Genomic DNA, 20,558 nt, shown 5'->3' on the forward strand with positions numbered 1-20,558 from the left:
GGCCTGAGCCGCTTAGCGGCTCAGGCCTGCCTGTAGGGTACCCCGATCATACGAAATCACTCTCTTCAAACTAATACTTGAGAGAGTGATCTATCCTGAGCACCAACTGTTGATTTGAAACGGTTCTACTTAAGTCACGATACCTTCTCAGATTTAATTGTCGACGGTTTCTTTCAAAGTGCCGAAAGCGTATGTCGGATTCTGTCTGCTAAAATATTATATTGAGCCGTAAATACAAAACTCAAGGTTAAAGTCAGTAACCGTGCGCCAGTAATATACCGTAGTCTTCAACAAATTTCTGTCGTAAGTAAAACTTCCGGTAGGCTTGTTGTACAGTATTAAAGTATTCCGACGGTGAGCCCCATGTCATGCTGCGTAGGAGATTACCGCCATCGGAGTCCTCATTGTGAAAATCGTTGTACTTGACCAAGTCCGTAAATTGGAAACCCAGTGCTGAAAGCTGCCGGTAGCACTCCAGCTCCTCCGGAGTTATAGGGCCGCTAGTCATTGCGCAATGCTCACTCATTTCGTCAGGGAATGCTTGTGCGTGAGCGAATGCTTGGTCCCAATCTAGCGCCAGTCGATCGTAATGAATATAGCCTTTAGCTTTTGGATCTCCTACTTGCTGCTCTTTGCTCAGAACACTAGTAGCCTTAGCGAAATCTTTATATAGCGCGAAATATGCCAGCGTCACGCCGCTCTGAACGGCAAAATCAATGGTCTGCAGTGCAGTTTCCTGCGTCTCCCATGGGCCGCCAAGCATGAAATAGGCTTTTGTGAGAATGTCCTTTGAGTGAAGTCGAAGGAACAGTTCTGAAATTTTGGCATTGGTAACGAGTTCACTCGCTGCCTTATTTTTTCTCCGTTGATCCTCGCTCCCATGCTCAACGCCAAATGCGAGCATGCGACATCCTGAGCGTTGCAATCGGTCTATGAAGTCGTCGAGTTCCAGATCGTAGGAAAAAAAGTCCTCAAGGCGGAAGATTCCACGCCAGCCAAAAGAATCACCAGTCGTTTCCTTGATTTTTTCTAGGCCATCTAGAAACTCGCTAGCCCATGCGAGCCCAGAGTATCTGGCATTGTTGTCGCCCTTTTTCGCATCCGAAGCTATCTGCGGTAGCAAGTTGTCATCAATGAACTGAATCCGAATATCTTGGTGCTGCAGAGATAGATTGCGAATTTCGGCGAGTACATGTCCGACTTTGCGGCGTTGCTCACCTCCGCTCTTATCCCTGCGTTCAGTACAGAATGCACAGTTCCAGTCGCACCCCTGCGACATGACCAGATGAGCCTCATGGAACGTCTGCGACTTCGACCTTGTTCGGGCCGGCTCATATTGGCTATCGCCTACGCGATAGATCCGGCGATCAAGCAAAACATCCGACCATGCAGTCCCCGGCGATTCCAGCGATGGTTGCTGCGGCGTGTTGCATCGTTGGATGCCGCGACCTATGACGTTCCAGCTCTTGAGGTTGGCAGTAATGCCTTGCGCTGCAGGCCACTGTCCTGAAGTTTTCAAACTCGCCACTAGTGTAGACAGATTCTCTACTGCATTGGTCGCAACGGCAAAGTCCCAGCTTGCCTGGGCGTCCTCCGTGTGCACCATAGAGAACTGCCAGGCATTGAGCTTGGCTGCCGGACCACCAATTACCAGCGTCGTACTATGTGTCCGGTTGCGAATATCGACGAGCATATTCATTGTTGATCTTATGGTGGAAAACACAGTGTTGAATCCAATCAGATCGAAAGTTCGCGCCAGGCTCAACACTTCAGCGCGCAGCTTCGGGAACCTGTGGCAGTCAGCGATCTGCACGTCGTGGCCTTGCGCCGCAAGATGAGACGCCAGCAGGCCTAGGCCTAGCGCAGGAGTGCTAGTTCGTGATGCGCCCGACTCATCATCGTCGATGGGGGGCAACACGAGCAGTATGCGTTTCACAACCTGTAGGGTGTCGGTACGTGTATCAGCAACTTCCGGATGGGTCCGGCCGCGGAGTTGAGGCGCTGTCCCACCCACGACGGGACCAATCAACCATCTGGCCACGGGAAAATCCAAGACGCTCAAAAGAGTTGGATTACCGGCCTCTGAAGCCGATGCGCGCTCCTCCAAATAATGAGTCAGGAATTCCCGATGTAGCCATGGATGGCCCTTGTCGGCTCCGACAGCCATGTCCACAATTTTACCCAGCTCCTCGTTAAGGGAGCTTTCGATGCAGAGGCTCCCTGCAGCAATGGCAGCGTCCAGCCGTCGCCGCAAGGTGTGTGAGAACGCGAGATGCAATGCAGCCCAACGAATGCTCTCATCTTCATCAAGGGCCATGCTATGCAGGACCTTGAGAAGCACTTGCGTCGGGAGGCTTGCTGTAGCAAGCGCTGCAAAGACGCGCTTGTCACCACGCCAATGCCCCTTGACCTTGCCCGCATCGGGATAATAGTTCTTGAAAAAAGTGACAGTCTGATCGGCCACCTGTCGGGCCGGTTCTAAGCCCAACGCCATTAATGCTAGTGCTGTCGACGCAAGTCCAGGGTCGCCTGCGATGGCTAGAGCAATGTCATGCGCCTCTCGTGTTACTTTCACGCAGCGCGCGTGTTCGAGCGCGAATGCTGGGTCACTTTCAATGTTTGTGAAGAGCTGCTTGAGTTCTGGATATTTGCTGGCAAGGCGTGCAAGCCGAGTGGGAAATGAGGTCGCCGCACCGGGTAACTGTGAAGGCTTGAAGAACTTTGGTGCAATCTCGCTCGCCTGGTGCGAGAACTCTTCGGCAAAGTCTGAGGCGTAGTAAAACAATTCCTTTATTAAAAATTCATCCTTCCAGATCACCTGCAGCATGGCCTCTGGAAAGGACTCCGAAAACTCCCTAAAGCTTAAGCATATGTTGGAGCATGCCGCCATGAAGCGCCAACACACGTCCATACGTCCAGACTCTCTCGCAGCTTCTTCGGTTGGACTCGTGGCGGCCATGCGATTGCCAATAGTGCTGCCGATAGCGCGCAGCTTCATAAGCAGCTCGGCTTTACTCTCTTCATTGACGCTCTTGCCGGCATCACTAAGGTTGTTGAACGCAGTCGTTAAGTCGCCCCAATCCTCTTCGAGATCCAGATGGTGGAGATCACTGAGAATACGCTCCAACACAAGGCGAGACTCCTCCTGCTTTTGCCCCACGGCCTGTCGGGATGCCCAATGAACGGATCCAGGTAAGTACCAGCCAGTGCCCTCAAGTAAGTCGGAAGCGCAGCGCTTCCAGCTGAATTCACGTTTGATTAGTTTTGCTAGCTCAATAGCAGCCTTCTTACGCTCTTCGAGGTCAGTCATGATCTCGAGCAACACGTCGGCAAAACTCTCGATGTCCGCTGGATTGGGGGTGCCTGAGGTCGTGCTGCCCCCGATATTGACGAATTCGACACTGCTGAATGGCATCTCTGGGAATTGCTGCTTCAGATCTTCGAGCAGCATAGCGAGCCCCGACTGAGCCGAACACACGAGCGGGACGCCGGCACAAAGGGCTTCCCAACCGCTCAGTCCGAACCCCTCATGCCACGACGGCATCAGTGCCACATGGCAACGGGCTAATCGACGACGCAGAGCTACCTGATCGTCAGAGAACGGTTCAGCGTGTAACGCAAATGCTGCGCCCCTACTGCCTATCTCCTTTAACTCGTCTAGCGCGGTTTGATCGGAATCGGGGTCAACTCCCCAGGCGAATAATTGACCACGCGCGCGCCACACTTCAGCATTGATTGCACGTCCACGCTCGTATGCCTTTGCCAACGCATGAACAGCTAATACCGAGTTCTTTATTGGGTCATCGTCACGGTTAAGACGTCCCGAGATAAAAATGTGCAGGTCAACGCGGGAGTCGTGTGTCTGAAAATCAACTTTGTCTACGCCCGGTATTAATGGCCTAACTGGCGATCTTGGGCGGTGCGTAGCGCTTCGTGCTGATGCGAAGTTGCGCTGTAATAGTGGGCCCACCGCAAAAGCACAATCTGCGGTCGCGATGATGTCTCGCTGTATTGTGGAGCGATTGACCACATCCTGCATGCTCTGACTTTTCATGAAGGCGTACGCCGAGTAGTCCATGTGACCAATCACGGCGGATTTGACGTTAAATCCACTTCCAAGGTGCTCACTAAGCTCCTTGGCGCAGTCGATGGCCACCCGACCTGTTATGGTATCGTGTCCAACCACTAGTACTCCCAGTAACGTTTCTGGCTCGAACTCTTTGCAGCGTTTGGCAATGTCCTCCATGAGCGTGGAAGCGTTGAACGTCGTATGTTCGATAAGTTCGATGGCGACTGAACTGCTGCCCACAATTGGCTGCTGATTAACAAAGCAGATCGTCTTGCTGCCTTTCGGCAGGGCCTGAGTCATACCTTCCGCTAAGCCTTTGTTGAAGACGTTTAATCCACCCAGCTCGCTTCCCCAGCGGGTTGCAAGCATAGCCACCACGTACGCCATTTTGGCTCCTAGAATTTGTGATGTATCGGCGGTTAACCGCGGCGCTTAGCGCGTAAGGGACCATAGAGTAGGGCTGCTGTTGATTCAGTTAGGTTATTCATCGGCGCGAGGCCTGATTCCGGAATCATTGTCCGGAACGGAATGTTCTTTAAGTCGTGCCGCCTCATCACCTGTGATGGCTACGGCAGTCGCTCCCTGAAAGCGTTGCGCAGGATTGAGTAAGTTGAATCCGGTGTAGCCACTTTCGTCGATGTGGAAGCATTCCATTGCGTATTCATCCTGGCGTCAAAGCTCGAACAACACGATTGCAGTTCCGAACTGATCATGCCCGAAGGCTCGCGTGCTGGCGAGGCACACTTCGCTTGATGAAACGACTAGTGATACGACGGAACGGTGACTTTCTAGAGCACTACATGTTCGTGCGACGCCGATTTGATCCAGTTGCCGAAATGCCACTGATCCAATCTGACTCCTCTCGAACCTTCGCCTACGCTGGATTTGTACCAACTTGGAGGTGGGGCAGTCTTGCGTCGGCACGTGGGTCAATTCGGTGTCGGCGTGAACAGCCTCTGGTTTGAAAGCAGCTGTAGCAGAGATTAGCCAACGCTTGGAGCACCAACACAAGGCCACTCTTGCCGTGCATCAAGTCCTGTTCAATGGCATGAAAGACGCCTCACTACAGTCACAAGCGCAGTCAGACCAAAAACTGCAGGCCAGTAAGGTGCTGGTTGACACACTGTCCGACGGGCAGGCCAGAATCATCGGGGCGTTGAATCAGCATACTGGCGCCCTGACCGCCCGCCTTGATCAGAGCCAAGCCAAGCTACGTCAGATGACGATCACTTTGGCCGTGTTTTTCGGATCGATGATGGCCTACATGGGGTATGAGCTGCTGAGTCGGTTTAGCTGATGCCGTGAGGGGGAGCCATAAAATCTATGGTCGCCCCAGCACAATGAGCCCCAGGAACCCCTCTGTTTCTGAGATCTAGGTCAAATGTGTTCTAGCCCAAGCATTCAAAGCGCAGCTCGTTCAACTGGCTCCAACTTTATCGCTCCCGCCCAAGTCTCCATTTGGGCTTCTGTATCCCGGCGCGAACATTGAGCTTTCTACCCCATAGAGAGCCAAGGGATCACTGAGCCATAGGCGGTATGCGTTGTCTTCAATGCTGTGGTCAGGTGAGCAGTCCACGTGGTATTGCTGTAGGACGTACCCAGCCATCGCTGCGCGCACTCGAAGTCTGAGCACGCCGCCAGGCATCTCGTAGTCGAGCATCACAATCTGCGCATAACTCTTATCAGGATGCGGCACGAGCGGTAGATCCAGCATTCGATTCCACTGATCATCGCGCTTTTGGTCTTCGTCGTTCTTGGGTTTAGCCCCCCACTGAGTCTGAGCCGTACCGATTCGAGCCAAAACGAAGTCCACAAATTTCCGGCGTTTCCGATCGTACGCTCGAACGTGCCAGCGCAAACCATCGCAGCTGACCGCGAACGGCACAATTTCTCGTTCAGACTCGCCCGACCCCGAGGTATAGCTTATTTTTACCACCTGATTGAGGCTGATCGCGCGCGAGATCGGTGCCAAAACCTCTATCTTTGGTTTGCTGAGCAGCGAAACGGATTCGTTTAGGATGAGCGGCCTCTCTCCATCTAGACCGTATCCGTACCCTTGGGAAAGCGCCGTGAGCACGCGCTCAGGCGAGTGCGCGATTAGAGGCGAGAACGTCTCGCGTATCACATAATGCTTGGTCACAGTGTCCAGCTCAGTGTTCTCAGGAGCAATCTCCCGATACTGCGCGAAGTCGCGGGTGGCAGCTGCCGCACCCACCCCGAAACGATCCATGAGATCAGTTCGTGAAACGGCCCCCGTGAAGTACAGGCGGAAATCTATGTACACCAAACGCTCCCGCTGCGCTTGGCTGTATTCGCTCAAATCAATCATTTGCTCTCCGTCTTGCCTTCTTACCTGTCCTGCTGAATATCCAATATCTGATCGGGCGCATCTAGCAACAATGATAACACATGAGCGCTTGACGTCATCAAAATGATGATGATAGAGTTTGATTATTGTTTTGATACATGTCTATCCATAGCACCTTAGGCGATTCAAAAGGAGGCTTGGATGGGATGTCAGAACGCCAGAAACAGAAAGGCCGGTCAAGGTACGAACTTGACCGGCCTTTGGGAAAAGACGTCTGAATTGGTTCCAGATGTCTCTCGCGCTTTGTGGAAAAAGCTTGTGGATGGTAGCCCCTATGGGCTCCCTCCGCAAGGGAGCGAGTTCTGTGTTCGAGCCACCTCATAGGAGACATTTTATGTCCCAGCTTGAGATGTTCGAAAAGCCCGAGGCGGAAGGCGAGGTCATTTACCGTATGACGATCACCACCAAATCGGGAAAGGTGATTCGACGTGCTAACGGCCAACCGTTCCGCATCGTCATTCGCCCAAAAGCGAGCAATTGATTTAGTCGCTTAACAGAGCTCAGGGCACGTTTTGTGTCCTGGGGCTAGTCGCTCCCCATATAAAAGGATTACGACATGTCTAGATGTACAGCACCAGTACGTGGACATAACTCAGCGGTCGCTGCCGCTGCCTGTCCTGCATGCCGCTATCGCACCAGTTTCCGCAGTAGCTCTCGCTATGACGGTTATGGCTCGTCCTACTCCCCCTCGGTCGGCAATGGAGGTAGCCATGCTAACAGTGGCGGTGGCGGGTCCAGCAGCAGTTCAAAGCCGCGCTGGTCGAGAGCAGGTTCATCCGTATCGTACTCACCGGCCCAGGTGCAGTCCCTCACTCCAATTCGCGAAACCGTTGAGGCGCGAGCAGCGGAGCAACCTGACCTTCGTGACGTTTTCCTGTGCCACGCATGGGACGATCGGCACGGACCAGCCAAAGAGCTGCACGAGTTGCTCGTGGCGGCTGGTGTCAAAGTTTGGTTTAGCGAGAGGGACCTCGGTCTCGGTGTTCCAATGATGCGCACAATCGACAAGGGCTTAGCGAATTCGCGAATCGGGCTTGTGCTGGTCACTCCCGCGTTGCTGACGCGCCTTCCCAAAGAGAGTGTTGCGGACAAAGAACTTTCGGCACTCCTGGCGGGTAACCAGCTCGTTCCCATTGTGCACAACACGACGTATGAAGCTCTCCGCAACGTAAGTCCCTTGCTCGCCTCCCGAAGCGGCTTGGACACTGCAGAAGATTCAATGGCGGTGGTTGCGGCAAAAATCGCCGAGCTGGTAGCGCTCTAGCTCTTTTGCTCACACCGTTTCGGGACTCAGCAGCGGCTGCTCGTGCATTTTATCCTCTACGGTTTAACAGACCTGCCTCCGGCAGGACTGTTAGCTCCAACTAAGAGGCCGATTTGGGCCGATTGCTGCCTGTTGTCAACAGCTGAAGGCAGTCTGAGGATGCGGTCAACGGTCGCGTTGCAGCAGCAGTTTTTAGGCAGTCAGCCAACGGTATTGTTTGGAGACTTTTACCCGCGAAGGCGTTACACGGGACGGCTATCCATGGTGGAAAAAAAGTGCAGGCGATTCTCCATGGAGTGGGAGTGATTTCAATATGCCTTTATGGTGAAGGTCAGAATGGAATTTCTAAGGAGGAGTGGGTCGATGGTAAAGGAATACGCTGAGTATGAAGTCCAACGGGCATTGGATCACGTGTGTTCTGCGAATAACCCAAAGGATGCGTTGGAATGCTTTCAGAGAAATCAAGCTGCTCGGTGACTGGCGCATCATGTATGCGGCAGCTCAATCGGGTGGGCCGTTTAGCTCGGTAGCCGCGACGAGCGGTATATGCTTCAGCCAAGAAACCTTATGGTTTCACTTGTTTAGCAGAGCGCAAGGGATGCAATGTCGAGGATCTACACATATCTGAACTCAATCAGCTCTGGTCAGCCGATCAACTTTGAGGCTTTTGCTAAGGAGTTGAAGAAGCATGGCAAGGGTGCTGGCTATCTGTTCGATACGTTTTCAACGTCGAAAATTGGAAAGAGCAGCTATCGGGTGGCTGTCTTGCGTGAGGATCGCTTTGCGGAGCTGATTCGTGAACACGCGCCATCAGAAGTTACGGGTCGTATTGGTGCTGCTTTCGACGGAAGTAGCCACGCAGCAGCAGTAAGCGGCTCGCTTTTGATAACACGAAGCATGGTCCATCCTCATCCAAGCGTAGTTCTTCTGAGCAAGCATGGATGGGAAGCACCTAACACTCTCCGGCCAGCGGCGTTGCTGGTGGAAAATCTCGAGAATTTCCTAGCTCTCAAACAGACCGTCGACATACTGGCCGACTGTGGCGTAACTGAGCAAAGTGAAAGTTTCGATGTCATTTTCAGCGCCGGTAATCAGATCACCAACAGACTGAATATGCCATTTCTCAGCCAATACCAGAGGCTGTACTGCCTTTTTGATGTCGACTTAGGTGGGTTGACAATGTATCGAACCCTTCTCAAAGGGCTGCCAGACGGGCACCGGGTCGTGTTTGTGTACCCTGATGATATCGCCCACCGGTTAAGCGCTTCCAAATACTCACTAAATCAGCAAACGAGACAAGATCTCCTTGAGTTCGTTGGTCTATCCAAGGAAACCAATGAGCTGATCGGACTTATGCGAGACAGCCATAGAGCGCTAGAGCAAGAAACCTATTTGATGTTGGCAACGACAAGGGACTGATGATGTTGAGCGACTCCTACGCGTTTCAGGACGTATACAAATTTCACAGGCTGATTTTTGTTAACAGTGCTGCCTATGCCTACACCGTAATCCGCGTGGACAAGCACACCGCTTTGTGTGGCCAGAACAACCTCGGAAAGACCTCGATGCTGAATGCATTGAAGCTTTTTTTGCTGCCACACGAGAACTTCAAGAGCTGCAATAAGAAATTCGCCTTCAAGGGGCCGGCCGGGACGTACTACTCGACTGATGCTAGCTACAGCTACTACTTCCCGGAAAACCACTCCTTCATCATCCTCGAAGCGGAGAACATGCACGGCCCGTTCTGCCTGGTCCTGCACCGCGGGAACCGACCATTCTCATACGGCCGTATGGCAGTACCTTGCATGTATGCCGATATCCAGCACATGTTTTGGGACCTTGAGTCGCCCATTAATGGAGGCATGGGGGCCCCGATAGAAGGCATCTCACTTTCTGGTGTGCTTTCGGATCTCCGAGCTCGGGGCGGGGAGGCAATGAACGACGGTGCTGTCATTCGCCAGCGGCTCTTCGGTCAACAGGCTCTTAATCGTGAGGAGGGCCGATTCTGCTTGCTGCCTCTTAGGAATGGCGGTACAGCACGCGAGATCGAAGCGTGGAAGATGCTAATCCACCTGGCCTTCGACATTGGGGCGAAGGACAACCGCACTCTGCCGGATACTATCGCTACGATCATCGAGGGGGATAAGGACCGTAAGAATGCAGAGCTGAGTGTCAGCCTGAGCGAGATCCTCGATGACTATGAGAACCTGAAAAAAGAAGGCGATCGCCTGGCGGACATAGAAAGCGCGCGGAGGTCTTGGGAGGGCTTTGATAGCCAGTTCCAACTGTTTGAGACGAAATCCGAACTGATCGTTCAGAGTATCGTCGATGTTGAGCATGCCTTGGCTGAAAGGCAGTCCAGCATTCTTGATGATGTTAAGGCAGAATCCGAGAGATATCAGGCTCTTGATGTGGCTCACTCAGCTAAGAGACAGCACCACGGTCTGGTCAAGGCTGAGTATCTGAAGCTGGCTGGAGCACTGAGTCTCCGGCATAAGGATTTGGACGGTGTCCAAAAGCAGCTATTCAAGGTCAGCGAGATTCTTCGGCGTTACCCTGGCACAACAGAGCATGAGGTCCGCGAGCTCTTATCCGATCTCTCCGCAGAGTTGACCGCAGAGATCGAGACCCTGACAAACAAGGTTCAGAGCGCTGAGCAACTAGCCCAGGCGATCAGGAATAAGAACAGTCTTTCCCATCAGCGCGACCAACTCCGAAAAATTCTTGATGAACATGTGGAAACTGTTCTCGAGCAGGTCGATCGTCACAGTGCGTCGGTGCTGAGTAGCTTGAACTCGACGCTGTTCACCAATCTGACTCCTCGACTCAACTCTGACCAGAAGCAAGCCATCAAAGAGTTTGGCTGCCTATTCCAGGAGCGAGGTTCTTTCATCAGCTTCCTGAGCCAGGAGACCTCATTTGGTTTCATGTCTTTCGACCCGACCAGAGCAAGGAAGCAGCACGAGCAAGACCTGATCAAACTGGATGACGATATCAAGGACTGTGATGACCTCATTCAGCGTCTAAACGATGACAGCAAGTTGACTGCTGAGCAGGCCAAGGATAAAGCCAAGAAGCTGACCCGCGAGCGGATTGAAACTGATGAAGAGGTTCAACTACTCAGTCGGCATGGCTACATGCGCGAGCAGCAGAAAGCATTGGAACTTGAGGTGGGGGAACAGACGGTAGAGTTGGCCAAGCTACATGAGAGTGTGGCGGATGCCGCCGGCGAGCTGGAGGACCTAGCGGTACAGGTTGAGCGCGCAAAAGAAGTGCTCGCCAGGGTCAGGAAGGAAAACGAAGATCTGCGCAATTACCTTGAGCAGATCCGGAACGTAGCTGAGATCACTTTAGGATTCCTTTCGATCCGCGAAACGAAGCTTAAAGCTCGCGATACTTTCTTTCACCCTAGCCAGATCAAGGAGATTTCCCAGTTCGCTTCTGAGGTAGCCAAGAGCAGAGAAGCTCTGCAAGTGGCCTTGGATGAACTGCTGAAACGTAACTTGCTGGGCGAAGAGGGCAGAGACTTTGGCTACCATGCTTTCCATGACTTGAGTCGGATGCGTAGCTGTCGGAGAGCTTTCGCGGCGATGTTTGGCACCTTGGAAGGTGAGCAGCAGACCTACCAGGCCAAGGTCACCGCGCATAATTCGAATACCTCTATTCAAATCGACGAAATCAAACACGCCAGAAGGATGATCAAGGAGTTCGAGAAAGAGGTAGATGACCAGCTCTCGGAGTTCAGTGTGTCTGACCTCGAGGCGATCGAGATTTACTGCGTATTGAATCCCCATTTCGAAGAGCTGTTGGTCGATATTGACTCCATAAACCTCATGACAACCGGGCTCCACGAGAAGCGCTTGTATGAACGGTTACGAGCTTTCTGTACCGAGTTCTTTGTTAACGGTGGCCGTCGGGGGACCACCCTGGATATGAGCCTACTGATTGATCGGGTTGGATATCGGTACCGCAAGCGTGGGCATGACAAGTACACCGAAGAGGATCAGTCCAACGGTACTACGGCAATGATTAACTGCCGCCTGCTATCGATTCTTCTGCGTAGGCTGCTGGTTGCGAATACACAGATCTGTTTGCCATTGGTAATGGATGAGCTGTCGAATCTGAGCCACTTGAATCTGAAGGCTGCGCGTGGCATCGCTGAGTCAGAAGGGTTCGTGCTGTTCGGGGCGACGCCGGAGCCGACGTCTACTATCGCGAAAGTAATCGAAAACTACATCGACCTTTCGCATTTTCTCGCCACCGACAGGGCATACAGCCACTTACGTCGAGTGATCTACACAGGTGAAAGCGAGTCGCTGACAACAAAGAAAGATCCCGCCGATGCTGTTGCGGAGATCACTGCCGGATGATCGTTGCAGCAGACAAAACGGTCATGCTCATGATCGAGCATAAGCACATTTTTCTTGATCTTATCGACATCATGGATGAAGGCTCGGCTGGCGAAGAAGTGTCAACTCGCCTGTACGAGTCCAAAGTGATGAAGCTGCTTGATTCGCTGGGAGACAGTAAGTCCGATCGGCAAAAAATTGAAGCGGCCTTCGACGTGCGTAACCTCGTCCGGGCAAGCTTGATATTGCACCATGACACCAAGCGAGGAGTCATTGCCTTCGCCCCGTTTTTGATCGAGTTATTTCGCCACTTTGATAGATCGCGTCTTCGGCAGCTGAGTAGCGCCGATCTTGAGGCGCTGTGCGATAGCTTCAATGATAGTCTTGAAAAGCTTCGCGATTTGACAGTGATTGAGCAGGGGAACGACACGTTCAAGGATGAGCTTAAGCTACTTCGGGAACGCATCCGCTACGCTCAAGGGAAGATCAAGGAGAACGTGGACAGTCTTCAGGGGCAGACTCTTCGCCTGGCGGAGATCGTCGAAGTGATGAGCCTTGAGAACCTCGACGAGGTGAAGCAGGCTCGCGGTGCTTTGCAGGCGATCACCCGAATCTACGGTAGGCATGTTCTCCCCACATTGCAGTTCCTCAACGAGAGGGAACCTCTGAAGAAAGGCCTACCGGCACTCACTGCCTTGCTGCGGATATCCGAGATGTTCCGCGATGCCAAGTTGCCAAAATTGGGTCAGCAGGTTCTCTATGCAGTGGCATCCATTCGCTCCTATCGCTACGACGTGGAGGTCATCAGCAAGTCTCTGCAGCGCTACGTGCATCAGAATGAACGTCAGCGTCGTGAGTATGACCAGGTTGAGAGTGTTTTCAACGATCTACTGGTTGCCTGTCGGGAGCTCCATGACGGGAAACTAAGGGGCAATCTCATCCCTAAAGATCATGAGGTACTGGAGCGTTTCTCTACCTTCAAAGGCATGAAGAGGCAGAGAGCCGATAGCAAGATTGAATGGCACAACGTAGACCATTGGCTTCACATTCAGGAGCATCTGCGGAGTAGCCTGGATTCACTTAAAAATACCCAAGTAACAACAACGTCTGTTGAGCCAGTTGGAGAGGACGTGCTCAAAGCCAGGCGTGCTTTAGACGTGCGCAGAAAACTAATTGGAAGGCTGATAGATGAGTGGCATGTTCAGGTTGGGCCTGACGCCCATGCGTCGCTTCACGCACATCTGGCCCAGCAGATCAGCGACTACGAAATTGCTGACCTAGTGGAAGGCGTGTCTTGGCTAAAGCACCGAGAGGACATTATGCTAACCCCTCGATTTCAGTTAGGGTTGATTGAGGACGACAGGCAGAAGTTGACCTATTACAAATTGAGGATCGAGGAGCAGGGCAGTGAGACAACAGCTTAGCCAAGCCATCTACAAAGAGTTGATGTCGGGGAAGGTGATCAACAAAGACACCTACGAGAATGGTGAAATAAAACCTAACCCGCTCTTCGAAGAGATGCTCAATAACTACGATCAGAGCTACAAGCCCTTGTACTTGAACATCGGGTTTGAGTTGGTGATGCGGAATGGCTTTATCTACATCCGTTCAGTCGAGCGCGATGAGGAGTACAGCGAGGTGGTCAGGAAAATACAGGTTCTGCTGTTGATCCTTGCTCGCGGACTGCATGAACAGGGCTACCAGCTTGATATTCTGCGCGACGGGGAAGCTGGTGTGTCTGATGGGATCATGGAGGAGATCGGGAAGGGAGAAGACAAACAAGACGTCATGTCTGCCAGCAACATGAAAGGGGAGGCTCTTACATCTGCAGTTAGGAAAAATCTCGAGCAGCGTGGGATCGCCTACAGGAATGCAAAAGGCAATCTGGTACTGACTCATGCCGGATTAGCGTTCTTTGACGACGTATTTAAGTACAGTAATGCTGAACCAGGTGCAGTTATGGTGGCTTGAGTTTCCGGCTTTATCAATTGGTAGATGGTCTCTTTACCCTCCATCACATCCTCGACATAGATACCACCAATGCCTGGAGCTGCTCAGAATTCAGCTCCATTAGGTCGCCATGCCGATTACTCGTAAGCGTCTGGGGAAGGCACATTGCGATGCGCTAAGCTGTAATCCTTTAGGATTGAGGTCTCAGCATGGAATGCCACGTTCGTCCCGCCACGAGCAGAGATGCAGCAGCGATAAGCCGCGTAGTTATAGCCGCCCTGCGTGAGTCAAATTCACAGGACTATCCGCCTGATGTGATCGCTCAGGTTGAGCAGAGCTTTTCTCCTGAAGCCATCACCACACAGATTACGAAGCGTAGGGTCTTCGTAGCCTTATTGGGCGAAAACATTATTGGCACTGCCGGTCTCGACGGTGACGTCGTCAGAAGTGTTTTCGTTGACCCAGCTCACCAGAAAGGCGGTATCGGGCGGCATTTGATGGATGTCATTCATACAACTGCTGCCAGCGCGGGAGTTGGAGCTGTACGTGTGCCATCGTCGATTACAGCTGAAAGGTTTTATACCGCGTTGGGTTATCAGAGAATCCGCGACGAGTTTCATGGGGCGGAACGCACCATCGTTATGGAGAAGCGGCTGTAGGATTATTCCAGACTATTTACCCACTTATGCGGCAACAAATCATTGATCTCACTGGCCCGCTGCGTGGGCAGCCGCGTCAGCACATCTTTGAGATAGGCATACGGATCATGCCCATTCATACGCGCCGACTGGATCAGGCTCATGATTGCAGCCGCCCGTTTACCACTGCGCAGCGACCCGGCAAACAGCCAGTTCGAACGCCCGAGCGCCCATGGCCGTATTTGGTTCTCGACCTGATTGTTGTCGATGGGCACAGCCCCATCGTCCAGGTAGCGCGTCAGCGCTACCCAGCGTTTCAGGCTGTAGTCGAGGGCTTTGGCCGTGGCTGATCCATTGGGCACCAAGTCGCGCTGGGCCAACATCCAGTCATGCATTGTTTTGCCAATCGGTACCGCCAACTCCTGACGTATTCGCCAACGATCTTCATCACTCATGTCCCGAGCCTGGCGCTCGACTTCGTATAAACCGCCAATTGAGTGCAACGCCTGTTCGGCCAACTGGCTTTTGTTCGCGACATGCAGATCGAAAAACTTGCGACGGGCGTGGGCCATGCAGCCGATTTCAGTGATGCCTTGTTCGAAACCAGCTTTGTAGCCCGCGAAGTCATCGCAGACTAGCTTGCCGTTCCAGGCACCCAGGAAGTTGCGCGCATGTTCGCCAGCACGGCTTGGGCTGAAGTCGTAGACCACTGCTTTGAGCGCCGAAAACGGCGTGGTGCTATAGGCCCAGACGTAAGCCCGGTGGGTTTTCTTCTCGCCCGGCGCAAGCATTTGCACAGGTGTTTCATCGGCGTGAATCACACCCTGGTTCAGCACCGCTTCACGAAGTGCATCGACCAACGGCTGGAGCCGCACGCCGGTTTGTCCGACCCACTGGGCCAAGGTCGAGCGAGCAATTGCCAGCCCGGCGCGGCCAAAGATCTTCTCCTTCCGGTACAGCGGCAAGTGGTCGGCAAACTTCGCCACCATCACGTGGGCCAGCAGGCCTGCGGTCGGGATACCTTTGTCGATAACCTGCGCTGGCACCGGCGCCTGGATCAGTGTTTCGCACTGACGGCAGGCCCATTTGCCACGCACATGTTGCTCGACAGTAAACACGCCCGGCGTGTAATCCAGCTTCTCGCTGACGTCTTCGCCGATGCGTTGAAGTTGGCAGCCACAGGCGCACTGGGTGTTTTCGGGTTCGTGACGAATCACCGTGCGTGGAAACTGCGGCGGCAAGGGCGCACGTTTCGGGGATTGCCGTGGTTCGGCCTGTGGCGCAGCTGGGAGGAGCTGTTTTAGCTCGGTCTCGATAGCTTCAAGATCTGTGTCGAGCAGGTCATCCAGCAAGCTGCTTTGCGCCGGGCTGATTTGCTCGCTGCGTTTGGCAAACTTGTGCCGTTTGAGCAGGGCGATTTCGTAAGTGAGCTGTTCGATGATGGTTTCATCGTTCTGGATCTTCCTGCTCATCGCCTCGACCTGGGACTGCAACTGCAACGCCTGTGCCGCCAAGGCACGAAGCTGTTCCGGGGTCATCTGGTCGAGGTTGGGCGAGGAGGTCATACCGCCGATTGTGCCAGAGCAGGCGCGATGCGACGACAAGTAGACCGGCCAAATGGCCGGCGTTTACAGCATGCTGATCACACCGCTGGCGCCGACTCGCTGCCACGGCAGGCCCAGCACCAATGCCTGGAGTTGTTCGCTGTCGAGTTCGACCTCACCGCCGTGGCGAATTCCGCGCCAGTGGAACTTGCCTTGGTTCAGTCGTCTCGCGGCGAGCCAGACTCCCACGCCATCGTGCACCAGCACCTTCATCCGGTTGGCCCGGCGATTGGCGAACAAATAAGCGCAGTGCGGCTTCGCCGCACCGAACACCGCGATCACCCGAGCCAATGCCGTCTCGGTGCCGGCGCGCATGTCCATCGGCTCGGTGGCCAACCAGATTGCATCGATGCGGATCATTGAGCGACAGCCCGGATAAATTGCGCGCAGCCCTCGGGATCTGAGATTGGCCATTTCACTGTGATCACTTGGCCGGCCATGGGCAACTCGATGATCACTGACGCCTCGGCCGGCCGTTTAGGGGCGGCTTTTAGTGGGACGAATGCCGGTAGTGAAGTCGCTGCAGGCTGATCTCGATAGAGCGGCATCCATTTGCGGATGACGTTGGCATTGATGCCGTGGCTGATGGCGACACTGGAAATGGATGCGCCAGGTTGCAGGCATTCCTGAACGACCTGGGCTTTGAACGGTTTCGGATAAGAGCTTCGTTGGCGCATGGAAATCCTAGCGATAAGGGCGATCACGTCCGCTTAAAAATACGCGGACACCATCGCCCTTAATGCTGGAGTTCGGAAGATGACTTGGCTGGACGCTTACGATTACTCGGCCAGGAAAACCTCCTCTGATGCAGACGCCGTGCCGCCAACCAAACGCCCAGTCCGTCGTGCACGAACACCTTCATGCGATTGCCTCGGCGGTTGGCAAAGAGATAAGCACAGTGCGGCTGCGCCGCACCGAAGACAGCCACGCCCCGGGCGAGCGCTTACTCGGTGCCGGAGCGCATATCCATCGGTTCGGTGGCCAGCCAAATTGCGTCGATGCGGATCACGAAGCAAGTCCACGGACAAAACTGACACATCCTTCGGGATCGGAAGACGGCCATTTCACCGTGATGGTGTGCTCGCCAAATGGCAGCTCGATGATCACCGATGACTCGGCCTGCCTTTTCGGGGCGACCTTTACCGGAACAAACGCCGACAGGGTTGCGGGTAGTTGATCTCGGAAAAGTGGTAGCCAGTTACGGATCACGTTGGCATTGATGCCATGACTGATGGCCACGCTGGAAATGGAGGCAGCCGGGCTGCAGGCATTCCTGGACAACCTGGGCTTTGAACGACTTGGAGTAAGAGCTTCGTTGGCGCATTTAAGGGCTATCGCGTCCGCTTAAAATAAGTGGACACCATCGCCCTTAATTTGGGAGATCGGTAGGCGTGTTCACAGTTCGCTTACACCTCAGCGCAAGGTGGGATGCCCGGATGGTTACCCCAAGTCGTCGTCAGCGAACGGTTAATCCGTTAATCGTGTTGATTGCGCCGCTCGCCAAGCGGCGCAATCAGATGATTGTTCTGCGTGGTTTCTGAGTTTAAACTGCCTTTTTCCTTCGGCCTTCCAAGTCATCTCGCCACTGCTTGAGCGATTCAATGTCGGCTTTCAGTTCGGGCTCTTCTGGAGCTTGTACCGGCATCTCATCAGACTGGCTGTGCTCAAAGCAGCTGTATTTGGTCATCAACTCGTCAATTTTTTGAAGATCCTCACGGGTGATCCCGAGAAGGGCAGGCAGACGACCATCTGTGGAAATGCCGCGCCTATGGCGTACGACGATTTTAAACAGAAGGTCATCTTCAACCGACCTTTCGATTAATTTCCTGAAATCGCTACAGATACCTTGAGCTAAGGCATAGTAAGCAGTTGCACCTGAATCTTCGCCCGCTTTCTTGGCGTCCCTGACGCGAGTCAGCAGGATGTTGTTTGCGGTCTTCGTCGAGCTATTCCACACTGCTTGATCAGCAGGGTGTCCTGATGCTCCACCAAAGGACTCGATGCACATTTGCTGGAAGTTATCCTTCTTCCAAGAATCACCAACTTTCTTGGCAACGTCATCCATCGCTCCGTAAAGCGAAAGCCTGTGCGTAAAAATAAGGACCTGCCGTTCTTTAGCCAATTCAGCTAAGCGGCATGCGACTTTCCATTCGAAATCATGATCTAGCGACGAGATTGGGTCATCGAAAATGAAAGGGGCGACACCTGGTTTGTCGGTAACGTCCGCAAGGAAAGCTGCAAGGGATATGATCCTACGCTCACCTTCGCTCAACACTTTGTCAGGCGAGTGATCACCATTTTTGAGAGCTTTGAGTTTGAGTTGATGAAGCACTCTACCCCGAGTGGTTCTGGTCTTTATCAACTCAACCTGAATTCGGGTGGCACCTAGAGCACGCAGCTCATCATTGAAGCGCTTGACGTACAACTCGGTAACCACGCTTTCGGAGATTTCGGTTGCCTTGTTAGAGATACGACGAGAGCTTGCACTAGTCTTCAGCTTGTCGAGCAGCTTGTGGTCCTTGAGCCTCTGTTGTTCCTTCCTGACTGCTTCGCTTTGCTGCGAAACCCATTGGCTAGCCTCCAATGAGGTTTTATCAGCGACAGCTTTCGGCCTGTCGAACTGAAGCGCATCTCGATCGAATTGGTCTGCTTCCAAAGTCAGCTGCTGCGCGAATTGTTCAAGTACAAGGAGATTCGCGGCTACATCGGGGACCGTACCCGCCAAGCCTGACTGCTCGTGATCCAGCAGGGTTTTCCTCGATTCTCCGACACCTCTCCAAAAGCCCCACACTGCTGCCATCCACTCAGGCGTGGTCAAAGCTGCCGCAGTGCACTGCGTCTGTACCTCGGCCTCCGTCGGGCTGTTAGGAAGCATACGGAGAGTTTCGCTGTAAGTTTGCTCGGCAGACTTTGCATCTGTTTCCAGGCGGCTTTGTACAAACAGCTCGAAATCGTTGAGTCGATCTTGGGCTTCAGCCGATAGTTCTTGATGGCAGAGCACGCAGCGCCCGTCCACGGTAACTGGATAATGCTGGTCCGGATACGGCGTTTGGGAATATGCGCGAGCCGCCTCCCACATTGCTTTCCATGTCGGCGTACCGACGCCTTCTAAAATCGCTGATTTGGCCTGCGCGCCTTCGATCGCAATACGTCGTTTGTCACGGGCGTTTGATCGCTGAGTGCGGATAGTTTGGATCTGCTCAGCGCCAAACGCCGCCACGGCTATCTTGATGCCTTTGACGATATTGGTTACTTGGACGCAGGTGTCGCGTTTCTGTTTCGCAAGCGATGAGGGATCACTGGTCTTCAGTCGTTCATTGAGCGCTTCTAAACTACCTGCGTTTTCTGGAGTCCAGCGTAAAAGATTATCGACAGCTGATGGTGCCAGCGCGCTAAGGCCTTGATAGCTCTTGCCGGCGCTCGTGTCTTTGAGGGTAGCGGGGATAGCCGGGAGCTGGCTCACAAGCTGATCTTGTTCAGCCTGCAAGGTGTCCCTAACCGAATCAGTCGCATTGGCCAGCTTCTCGAACAAACCCATGATGGGCGGGCTGTACGTGGCCGCGCTTTCGCTTTTCAGGTAATGGAGCGCCTCTTCACTATCGAAGATGTCTATCTCCCGCAATTGTTCAATCGCGGGGTGGGTGATATGCCATTCAACGCTTTCCGATGACTGATCCAGTTCAAAGCTGAGGGTGCATTTGCTGGAAGCTGGAGCCGCTTGGAAAACGTTTGGTTTGAGATCACTGGCGCGAGCTTTGCCTGTCGCTTTTTTCAGAATCCTCGTGTAACAGGACTTGCCGGAGCCATTATGCCCGTAGATAACCGTTAAATTGCCGGTACCAAAGTCTAAAGGCGCCCTGGGACCAAGGCTCTCAATTCCTGTGACGTCTGCAATACTTCGCAATCGGAGCACAGAGCCAGCTGGAGCGTGTGTTAGCTCATCGAATGTTCGATGTTTCGAGACGGCCTGCCCTGACGGCGTTTTTAACAGTGCGGCAATCTGGGAAATGTCATCCTGGGTGAGATCACCGTTTTTAAGCAGCCGATCAGCAGCCTCCTGAAGCCAGTCCGGCTGCTCAAGTAGCCAGATGCGTACCTGTCCCTGCGCGTCCATACGATTCCCTTCTGATTATAAGTCAGGAGACGCTAGCAGAGTGCCATTAGCTTAGCAATTTAGCGCGCGCTTTTAAAATTGCAGTCTTCGCGCTGCGTCCATGATGTGCGGCTGGCTTACACTGTTGCTGCCGCGCAAGTGGGAGTTCGTTTAACTACGCAAGGTGAATCGTCCCCGGTTTAGTAGACGCGTTGAGTGCCTG

At 53.4% G+C, this 20,558-nt stretch carries 16 protein-coding genes; 9 read left to right on the forward strand and 7 right to left on the reverse strand.

Going from position 1 to position 20,558, the window contains the following annotated elements:
• Positions 1-253: 253 nt before the first annotated feature.
• Both RGM2987_RS21200 and RGM2987_RS21205 read right to left on the reverse strand, forming a co-directional pair.
• Complete coding sequence (locus RGM2987_RS21200) at positions 254-4,456, reverse strand: radical SAM protein (protein ID WP_245144784.1); 4,203 nt, start codon at positions 4,454-4,456, stop codon at positions 254-256.
• 93 nt (positions 4,457-4,549) lie between these two features.
• Complete coding sequence (locus tag RGM2987_RS21205; protein WP_245144785.1) at positions 4,550-4,723, reverse strand: hypothetical protein; 174 nt, start codon at positions 4,721-4,723, stop codon at positions 4,550-4,552.
• 370 nt (positions 4,724-5,093) lie between these two features.
• Between RGM2987_RS21205 and RGM2987_RS21210 the strand changes: the two genes are divergently transcribed.
• Positions 5,094-5,366, forward strand: a complete 273-nt coding sequence (locus tag RGM2987_RS21210) for a hypothetical protein (protein WP_245144786.1) — start codon at positions 5,094-5,096, stop codon at positions 5,364-5,366.
• Between the two features lie 120 nt (positions 5,367-5,486).
• Here the strand turns inward: RGM2987_RS21210 and RGM2987_RS21215 are convergent, their stop codons facing one another.
• On the reverse strand, positions 5,487-6,398 hold the full coding sequence (locus RGM2987_RS21215; protein WP_245144787.1) for a WYL domain-containing protein: 912 nt from the start codon (positions 6,396-6,398) through the stop codon (positions 5,487-5,489).
• Positions 6,399-6,771: 373 nt separating this feature from the next.
• Between RGM2987_RS21215 and RGM2987_RS21220 the strand changes: the two genes are divergently transcribed.
• The 7 genes from RGM2987_RS21220 to RGM2987_RS21250 all read left to right on the forward strand — a co-directional run bounded on the left by RGM2987_RS21220 (position 6,772) and on the right by RGM2987_RS21250 (position 14,659).
• Positions 6,772-6,918, forward strand: coding sequence for a hypothetical protein (locus RGM2987_RS21220; RefSeq protein ID WP_178075653.1), 147 nt, complete (start codon positions 6,772-6,774; stop codon positions 6,916-6,918).
• A 75-nt stretch (positions 6,919-6,993) separates the two neighbouring features.
• The gene (locus RGM2987_RS21225) at positions 6,994-7,701 is read left to right on the forward strand and encodes a toll/interleukin-1 receptor domain-containing protein (protein ID WP_245144788.1); all 708 of its coding nucleotides are present in this window, start codon (positions 6,994-6,996) and stop codon (positions 7,699-7,701) included.
• A 603-nt stretch (positions 7,702-8,304) separates the two neighbouring features.
• Positions 8,305-9,120 carry a hypothetical protein gene (locus tag RGM2987_RS21230; RefSeq protein ID WP_245144789.1) on the forward strand — a complete coding sequence of 272 codons (816 nt, stop codon included), beginning with the start codon at positions 8,305-8,307 and terminating at the stop codon, positions 9,118-9,120.
• Positions 9,120-12,071 (forward strand): hypothetical protein, encoded by a 2,952-nt coding sequence (locus tag RGM2987_RS21235; protein WP_245144791.1) that lies wholly within the window; start codon positions 9,120-9,122, stop codon positions 12,069-12,071. Before RGM2987_RS21230 ends, RGM2987_RS21235 begins: the two co-directional genes overlap by 1 nt.
• Positions 12,068-13,474 (forward strand): hypothetical protein, encoded by a 1,407-nt coding sequence (locus tag RGM2987_RS21240; RefSeq protein WP_245144792.1) that lies wholly within the window; start codon positions 12,068-12,070, stop codon positions 13,472-13,474. Before RGM2987_RS21235 ends, RGM2987_RS21240 begins: the two co-directional genes overlap by 4 nt.
• On the forward strand, positions 13,458-14,021 hold the full coding sequence (locus RGM2987_RS21245; RefSeq protein WP_034099035.1) for a hypothetical protein: 564 nt from the start codon (positions 13,458-13,460) through the stop codon (positions 14,019-14,021). The genes RGM2987_RS21240 and RGM2987_RS21245 overlap by 17 nt, the downstream gene beginning before the upstream one ends.
• A 188-nt stretch (positions 14,022-14,209) precedes the next feature.
• On the forward strand, positions 14,210-14,659 hold the full coding sequence (locus RGM2987_RS21250; RefSeq protein WP_245144793.1) for a GNAT family N-acetyltransferase: 450 nt from the start codon (positions 14,210-14,212) through the stop codon (positions 14,657-14,659).
• Between the two features lie 2 nt (positions 14,660-14,661).
• On the opposite strand, the gene RGM2987_RS21255 is transcribed toward RGM2987_RS21250, so the two are convergent.
• The 3 genes from RGM2987_RS21255 to RGM2987_RS21265 all read right to left on the reverse strand — a co-directional run bounded on the left by RGM2987_RS21255 (position 14,662) and on the right by RGM2987_RS21265 (position 16,919).
• Positions 14,662-16,203 carry an IS66 family transposase gene (locus tag RGM2987_RS21255; RefSeq protein WP_245144794.1) on the reverse strand — a complete coding sequence of 514 codons (1,542 nt, stop codon included), beginning with the start codon at positions 16,201-16,203 and terminating at the stop codon, positions 14,662-14,664.
• A gap of 63 nt (positions 16,204-16,266) precedes the next feature.
• Positions 16,267-16,602 (reverse strand): IS66 family insertion sequence element accessory protein TnpB, encoded by a 336-nt coding sequence (tnpB, locus tag RGM2987_RS21260; RefSeq protein WP_245144795.1) that lies wholly within the window; start codon positions 16,600-16,602, stop codon positions 16,267-16,269.
• Positions 16,599-16,919 carry a transposase gene (locus RGM2987_RS21265; protein ID WP_245144796.1) on the reverse strand — a complete coding sequence of 107 codons (321 nt, stop codon included), beginning with the start codon at positions 16,917-16,919 and terminating at the stop codon, positions 16,599-16,601. The genes tnpB and RGM2987_RS21265 overlap by 4 nt, the downstream gene beginning before the upstream one ends.
• Positions 16,920-17,047: 128 nt before the next feature.
• Between RGM2987_RS21265 and RGM2987_RS21270 the strand changes: the two genes are divergently transcribed.
• Positions 17,048-17,419 (forward strand): hypothetical protein, encoded by a 372-nt coding sequence (locus RGM2987_RS21270; RefSeq protein WP_245144797.1) that lies wholly within the window; start codon positions 17,048-17,050, stop codon positions 17,417-17,419.
• Between the two features lie 366 nt (positions 17,420-17,785).
• Here the strand turns inward: RGM2987_RS21270 and RGM2987_RS21275 are convergent, their stop codons facing one another.
• Positions 17,786-20,356 (reverse strand): AAA family ATPase, encoded by a 2,571-nt coding sequence (locus tag RGM2987_RS21275; protein WP_245144798.1) that lies wholly within the window; start codon positions 20,354-20,356, stop codon positions 17,786-17,788.
• Between the last annotated feature and the right edge of the window lie 202 nt (positions 20,357-20,558).

The organism is Pseudomonas sp. RGM2987 (assembly GCF_022952855.1).
Taxonomy (GTDB): domain Bacteria; phylum Pseudomonadota; class Gammaproteobacteria; order Pseudomonadales; family Pseudomonadaceae; genus Aquipseudomonas.